Annotated in this window: 11 protein-coding genes and 1 tRNA gene; 7 read left to right on the top strand and 5 right to left on the bottom strand. The window is 70.8% G+C overall.

From position 1 onward, the window contains the following. Positions 1 to 351 precede the first annotated feature (351 nt). From gndA to ACFTQE_RS14030, 5 genes are all read left to right on the top strand, one after another. Positions 352 to 1,764, top strand: a complete 1,413-nt coding sequence (gene gndA, locus ACFTQE_RS14010; RefSeq protein WP_376925659.1) for an NADP-dependent phosphogluconate dehydrogenase — start codon at positions 352 to 354, stop codon at positions 1,762 to 1,764. Positions 1,765 to 1,775: 11 nt separating this feature from the next. Next, a complete protein-coding gene (locus tag ACFTQE_RS14015) occupies positions 1,776 to 2,129 on the top strand; it encodes a YidH family protein (RefSeq protein WP_376925649.1) in 354 nt (117 codons plus the stop codon). Between the two features lie 12 nt (positions 2,130 to 2,141). Continuing rightward, entirely contained in the window at positions 2,142 to 2,480 is a 339-nt protein-coding gene (locus tag ACFTQE_RS14020; RefSeq protein WP_376925650.1) for a DUF202 domain-containing protein, read from the top strand. Then, positions 2,477 to 2,845: a hypothetical protein gene (locus tag ACFTQE_RS14025; protein ID WP_376925651.1), complete on the top strand. Its 369-nt coding sequence runs from the start codon at positions 2,477 to 2,479 to the stop codon at positions 2,843 to 2,845. The genes ACFTQE_RS14020 and ACFTQE_RS14025 overlap by 4 nt, the downstream gene beginning before the upstream one ends. A gap of 69 nt (positions 2,846 to 2,914) precedes the next feature. Next, positions 2,915 to 3,268: a VOC family protein gene (locus tag ACFTQE_RS14030; protein WP_376925652.1), complete on the top strand. Its 354-nt coding sequence runs from the start codon at positions 2,915 to 2,917 to the stop codon at positions 3,266 to 3,268. Positions 3,269 to 3,290: 22 nt separating this feature from the next. Here ACFTQE_RS14030 and ACFTQE_RS14035 read toward each other — a convergent pair whose 3' ends face one another. The 5 genes from ACFTQE_RS14035 to ACFTQE_RS14055 form a co-directional block, all read right to left on the bottom strand. Next, positions 3,291 to 3,800, bottom strand: a complete 510-nt coding sequence (locus ACFTQE_RS14035) for a hypothetical protein (protein ID WP_376925653.1) — start codon at positions 3,798 to 3,800, stop codon at positions 3,291 to 3,293. A gap of 11 nt (positions 3,801 to 3,811) precedes the next feature. Continuing rightward, positions 3,812 to 5,512 (bottom strand): long-chain-fatty-acid--CoA ligase, encoded by a 1,701-nt coding sequence (locus ACFTQE_RS14040; RefSeq protein WP_376925654.1) that lies wholly within the window; start codon positions 5,510 to 5,512, stop codon positions 3,812 to 3,814. Positions 5,513 to 5,520: 8 nt separating this feature from the next. Then, complete coding sequence (locus ACFTQE_RS14045) at positions 5,521 to 6,498, bottom strand: ribose-phosphate diphosphokinase (RefSeq protein WP_376925655.1); 978 nt, start codon at positions 6,496 to 6,498, stop codon at positions 5,521 to 5,523. 38 nt (positions 6,499 to 6,536) lie between these two features. Then, entirely contained in the window at positions 6,537 to 7,979 is a 1,443-nt protein-coding gene (gene glmU, locus ACFTQE_RS14050; RefSeq protein WP_376925656.1) for a bifunctional UDP-N-acetylglucosamine diphosphorylase/glucosamine-1-phosphate N-acetyltransferase GlmU, read from the bottom strand. Between the two features lie 54 nt (positions 7,980 to 8,033). Beyond that, positions 8,034 to 8,105: transfer RNA gene (locus ACFTQE_RS14055), tRNA-Gln, on the bottom strand. A 131-nt stretch (positions 8,106 to 8,236) separates the two neighbouring features. On the opposite strand from ACFTQE_RS14055, the gene ACFTQE_RS14060 reads away from it, so the two are divergent. Then, entirely contained in the window at positions 8,237 to 8,728 is a 492-nt protein-coding gene (locus tag ACFTQE_RS14060; protein ID WP_375837547.1) for a MarR family winged helix-turn-helix transcriptional regulator, read from the top strand. Positions 8,729 to 8,824: 96 nt separating this feature from the next. Next, positions 8,825 to 10,069 (top strand): zinc metallochaperone AztD, encoded by a 1,245-nt coding sequence (gene aztD / locus ACFTQE_RS14065; RefSeq protein ID WP_376925657.1) that lies wholly within the window; start codon positions 8,825 to 8,827, stop codon positions 10,067 to 10,069. Positions 10,070 to 10,124: the final 55 nt, after the last annotated feature.

Raw genomic sequence — 10,124 nt, forward strand, 5'->3', positions numbered from 1 at the left:
CGTTGTCTGTTGTTTTCGACTCGAACGCGCGCAGTCGGACTGCGCAGAAGCGTGAGGAAAAGCCGTGGAGCCTGCTCCTACCGCGTCGATCACGGATGCCCGTCGCGCCCGCTCTCGCGGACGAACCCGGGCCTCCCTCGCCGAAGTTCTCGGCCCGTGCACCAGGGGCGCACATGACCGACCATGAAGTCTACCAGCCCCGCCGACGCGCGTCGCCCGAGACCTCTCAGCAACGCCGCGCAACGGTGAGCCTCGCTCACAGTACGCTGGAGTCGATCCCAAGAACTCACGAGGAGAGTGTTCGTGCCTGCATCAGCATCAGCAAACATCGGCGTCGTCGGACTCGCGGTCATGGGGTCGAACCTCGCCCGCAACCTCGCGAGCCGTGAGGGCAACACCGTCGCGGTGTTCAACCGCTCCCCCGAGCGCACGCGAACGCTGACGACCGAACACCCCGAGGCCGGATTCGTCGCCTCCGAGAGCTACGACGAGTTCGTCGCCTCGCTCGCCAAGCCCCGCACCGCGATCATCATGGTGCAGGCCGGCACGGGCACCGACGCCGTCATCTCCGAGCTCGTCGCCCGCTTCGAGCCGGGCGACATCATCGTCGACGGCGGCAACGCGAACTTCCACGACACGATCCGCCGTGAGGGCGAGATCGCTCCCACCGGCATCCACTTCGTCGGCACCGGCATCTCGGGCGGCGAAGAGGGCGCGCTGAACGGCCCCTCGATCATGCCCGGCGGCTCCGTCGAGTCCTACGAGACGCTCGGCCCGATCCTCGCGTCGATCGCTGCGGTCGCCGAGGGCGAGCCGTGCGTGACCCACGTCGGCACCGACGGCGCCGGCCACTTCGTCAAGATGGTGCACAACGGCATCGAGTACGCCGACATGCAGCTGATCGCAGAGGCCTACGACCTCATCCGCCAGGGCACGGGCAAGTCCCCCGCCGAGATCGCCGACATCTTCGCCGAGTGGAACACCGGCGAACTCGAGAGCTACCTCATCGAGATCACGGCCGAGGTGCTGCGCCAGACGGATGCCGCGACCGGCGAGCCGCTCGTCGACGTCATCCTCGACGAGGCGGGCGCCAAGGGCACCGGTGCATGGACCGTGCAGAACGCCCTCGACCTCGGCGTGCCGACGTCGGGCATCGCCGAGGCGGTCTTCGCCCGCAGCCTCTCGTCCAAGCGCGCACAGCGCGAAGCGGCATCCGACCTGCCCGGCCCGGCCGAGGCATGGACCGTCGCCGAAGGCGATGCCGACGCCTTCATCGAAGACGTGCGCCTCGCGCTCTACGCATCGAAGATCATCGCCTACTCGCAGGGCTTCGACGAGATCATCGCCGGCGCCGAGCAGTACGGCTGGGACGTCAGGAAGGGTGACATCGCGAAGATCTGGCGCGCCGGATGCATCATCCGCGCCCGCTTCCTGAACCGCATCGCCGACGCCTACGCCGACGACCCCGCGCTCGTCGCGCTCGTCGTGGCACCGTACTTCCGCGACGCCGTCGCGGGCGCGCAGGAGTCGTGGCGCCGAGTCGTCGCGATCGCGGCGCAGTCCGGCATCCCGACGCCCGCGTTCTCGTCGTCGCTCGCCTACTACGACGGCCTCCGCGCGCAGCGCCTGCCCGCGGCGCTCATCCAGGGCCAGCGCGACTTCTTCGGCGCGCACACCTACAAGCGCGTCGACAAGCCCGGCGTCTTCCACACGCTCTGGTCGGGCGACCGCTCGGAGATCGAGACGACGCCCTCCTCGCACTGAGGCGGCCGGTCATGCGCGACCCGAAATGGCGTGACGAGGGTGAGGAACCGGACTACCGGTTCACCCTCGCCAACGAACGCACCTTCCTCGCGTGGATCCGCACGGCGCTCGCGCTCCTCGCGGGCGGCGTGCTGCTGCACCAGTTCGCGACGGAGCTCGATCCCCGTCTCGTCGTCACGCTGCTGTCCACCGGCCTCGGCGTCGTCGCCGCGGTGCTCAGCGTCGTGTCGTACACGCGGTGGCGCGCCAACGAGATCGCGATCCGGAACGGCCGTCCGCTGCCGTTCAGCTGGGTGCTGCCCGCGCTCGCGGCCGTGTGCCTCCTGACGAGCGCCGTGCTCGTGGTGCTGCTCCTCGTGGCGTGATGAGCGACTGACATGGCCGCGTACAGCATTCCCGCGACGGGCGACCCGGGGCTCCAACCCGAGCGCACGGCGCTCGCGTGGAGTCGCACGGCGCTCGCGCTCGCGGTCAACGCGCTGCTCTCGATGCGCGCCGGGTTCGTGGCGGGCCAGCCGCTGCTCGTCGCCGTCGGGGTGGTGCTGTTCGCGGCATCCGGTGCGGCCGTCGCGATCGGCACGGTGCGCCGCCGCCAGCTCGCAGGGCATCGGCTCGTCATCACTCCCCCGCGCGGTGCGCTCGTGGGCGTCGCGGCCGCGACCCTGCTCGCGAGCGTCGGCGGCATCGCCTCGATCTTCGCAGGGGGCGCAGCGTGAGCGAACCGCACCCCGAACTGCAGGGCGCCGACGACGACGACCCGCGCGGCCCCGTCTTCGGTGAACGCCGGCGGCGCGCCATCCGCATCACGGTCCTCGTGGCTCTCTGCGCCATGCTGCTGCCCATCGTGCTCTCGGTCTTCGGCACCGCCCAGTCGGCCGCGCAGCGCTCGTGCGCGGTCTACGCGGCCCAGTTCGACACGGATGCCGCGGGCGCGCGCGTCTCGTTCGACCTCTTCGCCCGCGGCGGGCCGGGCTGGCAGTGCTTCTCGGTCGGCGAGAACGGCACCGAGACCCTCATCGCGGAGCTCGGGCTCCTGCCCGGGGCCCCTCGCCCGATCGACCCCGACGAGCGCGACGCCTGAGGCTCGCCCGCTGGCGCCGGCCCGCCGGCGCGAGGTATCTTGATGTCGAGATACTTCGGAGGGTCGCCCATGCTGCATCACGTCCAACTCACCTGTCCCCCGGGCCGCGAAGCCGAACTGCGCGACTTCTACGGCGGCGTGCTCGGATTCGCCGAACTCGAGAAGCCTCCGGTGCTCGCCGGTCGCGGCGGGTGCTGGTTCCGCCGCGACGACATCGAGCTGCACCTGGGCGTCGATCCCGACTTCCGCCCGGCGACGAAGGCGCATCCAGGGGTCCTCGTCAGCGACCTCGACGAGTGGGCGGGCCGGCTCCGCAGCGCCGGCTACCCAGTGCGGTTCGACGACGACTTCCCGGGCATGCGCCGCTTCTACAGCGAGGACTGCCACGGCAACCGGCTCGAGTTCCTCGAACCGGTCGCCTGAGGCCTGCGGCGGTCCGCCCGGCTCACTCCTCGGGCAGGAACACCCGCTTGTACTTGCGGCCGTCGGCGAGCTCGACCGTCTCGGCGCGCAGCAGGCCTCGCGTGACCCGCTGGTAGATCGCCTGCGGCGTCACGCCGAGCTTCGCGGCCGCCTCGGCGACCGAGAGCCCGGGCAGCTCGGTCGGCACGCTCGACGGGCGCTCGCGCTTGCGCTTGCGGCTGGCCTCGTTCCTCGCCGCGATCTCGTCGTCGTCGCCGGCCCAGCGATACTTCGCCGCCGAGGGGCTGAGGCCCGCGGCATCGGCGATCTCGTCCCAGCTGCGCCCGTCGGCCAGTGCGTCGCGTACCGAGGCGAGCGTCGCCGGGTCGGCTTCGAGCGCGGCGATGAGCGAGCGGATGCCCCGGAGCCGCTCGAGCGGCGAGGCATCCGTCTCGTCGTCGGAGCCGGTCGCGGCGTGGCCCGTGCCGTGCAGCGCGTCGAGGCCCACGAGCTCGGCGAGCGCGCGGGCGGTCTCGGCGGAGAGGAACGACACGGCGACCCGGCTCAGCCGTTCAGCAGGTCGTTGCGCACCTGGCGGCGCAGCACCTTGCCGATGAGGGACTTCGGAAGCTCGTCGGCCTGCACGACGCGCTTCGGGACCTTGTAGGGCGTGAGCCCGTCGCGCACGAAGTCGCGGAGCGCCGCCTCGTCGAGGGCGGCGCCGTCGCGCAGCACGACCACGGCGACGACCTGCTCGCCCGAGTGCTCGTCGGGCAGGCCCACGACCGCGGCCTCCTCGACGTCGGGGTGCGCGCGCAGCGCCTCTTCGACCTCGCTCGGTGCGACGTTGAAGCCGCCCGTGATGATGAGCTCCTTGATGCGATCGACGATGCGCACGAAGCCCTCGTCGTCGATCGCGACGATGTCACCGGTGCGGTACCAGTCGGCGCCGCCATCGGTCGCGGGCACGAAGACGGCCTCGGTCTCCTCGGGCTTGCGCCAGTACCCCGAGAAGACCTGCGGGCCGCGCACGATGAGTTCGCCCTCTGCGCCCGTCGCCACGTCGGCGTCGGGCGATTCGGGGTCGACGACGCGCACCTCGGTCGAGGGCAGCGGCAGGCCGACCGTGCCGGCCTTGCGGTTGGGTGCGACCGGGTTCGCCATGAGCACGGGCGAGCACTCCGAGAGACCGTAGCCCTCGACGAGGTACCCGCCGGTCTCGGCCTCCCATGGCTCGACGACGGCGGCGGAGAGCGGCATGGCGCCCGAGATCGCGATGCGGATGCCGTCGAGCGAGACGCCCGCGGCGACCGCGGCCTTGGTGAGCCGGTCGTAGATGGGCGGCACGGCGGGCAGGAAGGTCGGTGGATGCCGCTTCACGACCTTCAGCACGAGGTCGGGATCGAACTTCGGGAACAGCACGAGCCGGGCGCCCATGCTCATCGCGAAGGTGAGGCAGAGGGTGAGCCCGTAGGCGTGGAACATCGGCAGCACCGCGTAGACGACCGAGGTGCCGCGTTCGATCTCGGGCACCCACGCACGAGCCTGGGCCGCGTTCGCGCCGAGGTTGCCGTGCGTGAGCGTCGCGCCCTTCGGGCTGCCGGTCGTGCCGCTCGTGTACTGGATCACGGCGACGTCGGAGACCTCGGGGCCGATGATGTGCGCATCGATCGGCTCGGCACCGACGATCTTCTCCCACGGGGTCGTGCCGCGCACCGTCGTCGTGAGGGCCGCGCGCGACTCGCGGGCCTTCGCGATCGGCAGGCGAAGCATCGCTCGCATCGTGAAGGGCATGGCCCGGGTCACGTCGACCGAGATGATCGTCCGCACCGCGACATCCGGCGGGAACTCCTGGATGGTCTCGACGACGTTGTTCCAGGCGATGACGATGCGTGCGCCGTGGTCTTCGAACTGGTGGCGGAGCTCGCGCGGGGTGTAGAGCGGGTTGTGCTCGACCACGATCGCCCCGAGTCGCAGCACTGCGTAGAACGCGACGATGTGCTGCGGGCAGTTCGGCAGCACGAGCGCGACCGGGTCGCCCTTCTGCACGCCGAGGAGTCGCAGGCCCTCGGCCGCGCGCTCGATCTGCTCGCCGAGCTCGGCGTAGCTCGTCGTGCGACCGAAGAACTCGAGCGCGACGTTGTCGGGGTAGGTCTCGACCGACGTGCGGATGAGGTCGGCGAGCGAACCCGTCTCGGCGGGGAGGTCGGTCGGCACCCCCGCGGCGTAGCTCGAGAGCCAGGGGCGAGGTGTCGTGATCTCCATGGTCCGGCCTATGCCGCGCCGTCGAACATGCTCGTGACCGAGCCGTCTTCGAAGACCTCGTGGATGGCCCGGGCGAGGAGCGGTGCGATCGGCAGCACCGTGAGGCGGTCCCAGCGCTTCTCTTCGGGGATCGGCAGCGTGTCGGTGACGACGACGCGGTCGATGAACTCGGACTGCAGGATCTGCGTCGCCGGGTCGGAGAAGACGGCATGGGTCGCGGCGACGACGACGCCGATCGCGCCGTTCGCCTTCAGCGCCTCGGCCGCCTTGACGATCGTGCGGCCCGTGTCGATGAGGTCGTCGACGAGGAGGCAGACGCGGCCGTTCACGTCGCCGACGATCTCGTGCACCGAGACCTGGTTCGGCACGAGGGGGTCGCGACGCTTGTGGATGATCGCGAGCGGTGCGCCGAGCTTGTCGCTCCAGATGTCGGCGACGCGCACGCGGCCCATGTCGGGCGAGACGACGGCGAGCGTCGAGGGATCGAGGGAGTTCTTGAACTCCTCGAGCAGCACGGGCATCGCGAAGAGGTGGTCGACGGGGCCGTCGAAGAAGCCCTGGATCTGCGCGGCGTGCAGGTCGATCGACATGATGCGGTCGGCGCCGGCGGCCTTGAACAGGTCGGCGACGAGGCGCGCCGAGATCGGCTCGCGGCCACGGCCCTTCTTGTCTTGCCGTGCATACGGGTAGAACGGCGCCACGACGGTGATGCGCTTGGCCGACGCGCGCTTCAGCGCGTCGATCATGATGAGCTGCTCCATGAGCCACTCGTTGATGGGCGAGGTGTGCGACTGGATCACGAACGCGTCGGAGCCGCGAACGCTCTCGTCGTAGCGGGCGTAGATCTCGCCGTTGGCGAAGGTGCGCGCATCGGTCGGCACGAGGTCGGCGCCGAGCTCGGCTGCGATCTCATTGGCCAGCGACGGGTGCGCCCGCCCCGACACGAGTACGAGGCGTTTCGAACCGGTGGTCTCGATTCCCGACATGTCTCGGTGTGTCCTCTCCACCCGCCTCGGCCGGTGCGTCAGTCGGCAGCGGGGCCCGTCGTCTCGGCGGCGGCGGCTGCCTCGGCAGCCGCAGTACCGGCTCGATGCGTCTGGACCCATCCCTCGATATTGCGTTGCGGCGCCACGTTCACGGCGAGTGCTCCGGCGGGGACGTCCTTGCGGACGACCGTGCCGGCGCCCGTGTAGACGCCGTCCCCAATCCTAACGGGCGCGACGAAGACGCCGTGCGAGCCGGTGCGCACGTGCGAGCCGATCTCGGTGCGGTGCTTGTTCACACCGTCGTAGTTGGCGGTGATCGAACCGGCACCGACGTTCGAGTGCTCGCCGATCGTCGTGTCGCCGATGTAGCTGAGGTGCGGCACCTTGCTGCCCTCGCCGATGTTCGCGTTCTTCGTCTCGACGAACGCGCCGATCTTGCCGTCGGCGCCGAGCACCGTGCCGGGTCGCAGGAAGGAGAACGGCCCGACGGTGGCCCCGGCGGCGATGACCGCGAGGGTGGCGTCGGTGCGCTTCACCTCGGCGTTCTCGCCGATCTCGCAGTCGACGAGCGTCGTGTCGGGGCCGACGAGCGCGCCCGTGGCGATGAGCGTCGCGCCCTTGAGCTGCGTGCCCGGACGGATCGTGACGTCGGGCTCGATGCGCACGGCGAGGTCGATCCAGGTCGTCGCCGGGTCTTCGATCGTGACGCCGTTCAGCTGCCAGCCGCGCACGATGAGGGCGTTCAGGCGCGCCGCCGTCTCGGAGAGCTGCGCGCGGTCGTTGATGCCCGCGACGAGCCACGGCTCGGAGACGGGAACCGCCTCGACCTCGGATCCGGCGGCGCGCAGCAGGCCGATCACGTCGGTGAGGTACTTCTCGCCCTGGGCGTTGTCGGTCGTGAGGTTCGCGAGCTGGTCGCGCAGCGCCGCTGCACCGAACGCGTAGATGCCCGCGTTGATCTCGGCGATGGCGCGCTCGTCGGCGGTCGCGTCCTTCTGCTCGACGATGCGGTCGAAGAGGCCCGCCGCGTCGCGCACGACACGCCCGTAGCCGGAGGGGTCGTCGTAGACGGCCGAGAGCACGGATGCCTCGGCGGCATCCGCCCGGTGCTGCTCGAGGAAGGCGGCGAGCGTGTCGGCGTTCAGGAGCGGCACGTCGCCGTTCAGCACGAGCACCTCGCCGTCGAAGTCCGCCGGGAGCGCGGCGAGCGCCTGCTCGACGGCGCGGCCCGTGCCGGGGATCTCGTCTTGATCGACGATGATCGTGCCCGGCAGCTCGCGTTCGACGACCGTGGCGACGAGGTCGCGCTCGTGCCGCACCACCGCGACGATGTGCACGGCCTCGAGCGCCCGCGCGGTCGCGAGCACGTGCGCGACGATCGGGGCGCCGGCGAGCGGGTGGAGCAGCTTCGGCACCGCGGACTTCATGCGCGTGCCCTGGCCCGCGGCGAGGACGATGATGGCGAGGTTCTGGTCGGTCATTCGCGCGTATTCCTATCGGTGCGGTCTGTGGGATCGATCGGGCGGACGTTCCGGCTCCGCCACCAGGATTCGAACCTGGACCGAACAGCTCCAAAGGCTGCCGTGCTGCCGTTACACTATGGCGGATCGCGCGGGCGCTCGGCCGCGCGCGACAACCAGTCTGCCATGAGCGGGCGCTCGCCCATGAGCCCGCCGGCGCTCGAGGCATCCGGCGACTTCTGCCGCGGCACCCCGTGCGGTCACGCGATAATGACGGGATGACCGATGCTGACGAGGTCGACCGGATCGTCGACGACTGGGAACGCGAGCGCCCCGACCTCGATTTCTCGCCGCTGCAGGTGCTCTCGCGCGTCGCGCGGCTCTCGAAGCACCTCGACCGTGCGCGGCGTCAGGCGTTCGCCCGTTCGGAGCTCGAGTCGTCGGAGTTCGACGTGCTCTCGGCGCTGCGCCGCGCGGGCACGCCGTACCGCCTCTCCCCCAAGCAACTGCTGCAGCAGACGCTCGTCTCGAGCGGCACGATGACGAACCGCATCGACCGGCTCGTCGAGCGCGGACTGGTGAACCGGCAGACCGACCCGAACGACGGTCGCGGCATCCTCGTCGAGATGACCGCGGCCGGGCTCACGCGGGTCGATGCCGCCATCACGCGACTCGTCGACGCCGAGGCCGAGCTGCTCCGCAGCCTCCCGGCCGCCGAGCAGAAGCGGCTCGCCGGCCTGCTGCGCAAGCTCAGCCTCGGGTTCGACTGAGACCTGCTCGCCGTCGGTCGAGTCCGTGCCGATGCAGTCCCGAGGTCGCTCGGCAACCGTTTTGATAATGATTATCATTAACGATACGGTGGCGGCGTGAACCCACTCAAGAGACGATCCACCCTCCGATTCGCCGCCGTCGCGGCCCCCGTGCTCGCGCTGGCCCTCGCCGGCTGCTCGAGCTCGGCCGGCGCCGACGACGAGAGCGGCCCCGCCGCGTCGGACGACCACTCGACCGCGACGGAGGTGAGCGCGCCACGCGTCGTCGTGAGCTACGACGGCGGACTCCTCCTGCTCGAGGGCGACTCGCTCGAGCAGGTCGACGACGTGCCGCTCGGCGGTTTCCTGCGCCTGAATCCGGCCGGCGACGCGCGCCACGTCGTGGTGTCGACGGATGACGCGTTCCGCGTGCTCGACACCGGGGTGACGATCGAGCGGCACGGCGACCATGCGCACTACTACGCCGAGGTCCCCGAGCTCACGGACATCGAGTTCGCGGCCGAGCACCCCGGACACGTCACGACGCACGCCGGCACGACCGCGCTCTTCGCCGACGGCACCGGACGCGTCGAGCTCTTCGACCCCGCCGCGCTCGTCGGGGGCGAACCCGAGGCGACAACGTACGAGAGCCCCGACGCGCACCACGGCGTCGCGGTCGCACTCGAAGGCGGCGGCCTGCTGACGACGATCGGCACGAGCGACGTCCGAACGGGCGCGGTCGCGTTCGACTCCTCAGGCGCCGAGATCGCTCGTACAGAGGAGTGCCCCGGCGTGCACGGCGAGACCGTCGCCGCCGACGAGGTCGTCGTGATCGGGTGCGAGAACGGTGCGGTGCTGTACCGCGACGGCGTCTTCACGAAGGTCGCCTCGCCCGACATCTACGGCCGCATCGGCAACCAGGCCGGCTCCCCCGAGTCGACGATCGTGCTCGGCGACTACAAGGTCGACGCCGAGGCCGAGCTCGAGCGCCCGCAACGGGTGAGCCTCATCGACACCGACGCCGCGACACTTCGACTCGTCGACCTCGGCACGAGCTACACGTTCCGCTCGCTCGCCCGCGGACCGCACGGCGAGGCGCTGGTGCTCGGCACCGACGGGGCAATCCACGTCATCGACCCGGCGACGGGCACGGTGACGAAGCGCATCGAGGTGATCGCAGCGTGGACGGAGCCGATCGACTGGCAGCAGGCGCGTCCGTCGCTCGAGACGCACGGACACCGCGCCTACGTCACCGACCCCGCGACGTCGACGGTGCACGTCGTCGACCTCGAGTCCGGGGAGATCACGGCGAGCACCGAGCTGCCGCACGTGCCGAACGAGTTGTCGACCGTCGGCGAATGAGCCCGGCTGCGTGAGCGCAGCGGATGCCGCCGAGCGATGGCAGTCGGCGGCATCC

This window comes from Agromyces sp. NPDC056965, from assembly GCF_042673425.1.
In the GTDB taxonomy this organism is placed as follows: Bacteria; Actinomycetota; Actinomycetes; order Actinomycetales; family Microbacteriaceae; genus Agromyces.

Coding starts and splice junctions, on each gene's coding strand:
- ACFTQE_RS14045 (WP_376925655.1), bottom strand. CDS start 6,498: ATGTCGGGAATCGAGACCACCGGTTCGAAACGCCTCGTACTCGTGTCG.
- ACFTQE_RS14060 (WP_375837547.1), top strand. CDS start 8,237: ATGACCGATGCTGACGAGGTCGACCGGATCGTCGACGACTGGGAACGC.
- ACFTQE_RS14015 (WP_376925649.1), top strand. CDS start 1,776: ATGCGCGACCCGAAATGGCGTGACGAGGGTGAGGAACCGGACTACCGG.
- gndA (WP_376925659.1), top strand. CDS start 352: ATGGGGTCGAACCTCGCCCGCAACCTCGCGAGCCGTGAGGGCAACACC.
- ACFTQE_RS14040 (WP_376925654.1), bottom strand. CDS start 5,512: ATGGAGATCACGACACCTCGCCCCTGGCTCTCGAGCTACGCCGCGGGG.
- ACFTQE_RS14020 (WP_376925650.1), top strand. CDS start 2,142: ATGGCCGCGTACAGCATTCCCGCGACGGGCGACCCGGGGCTCCAACCC.
- ACFTQE_RS14030 (WP_376925652.1), top strand. CDS start 2,915: ATGCTGCATCACGTCCAACTCACCTGTCCCCCGGGCCGCGAAGCCGAA.
- glmU (WP_376925656.1), bottom strand. CDS start 7,979: ATGACCGACCAGAACCTCGCCATCATCGTCCTCGCCGCGGGCCAGGGC.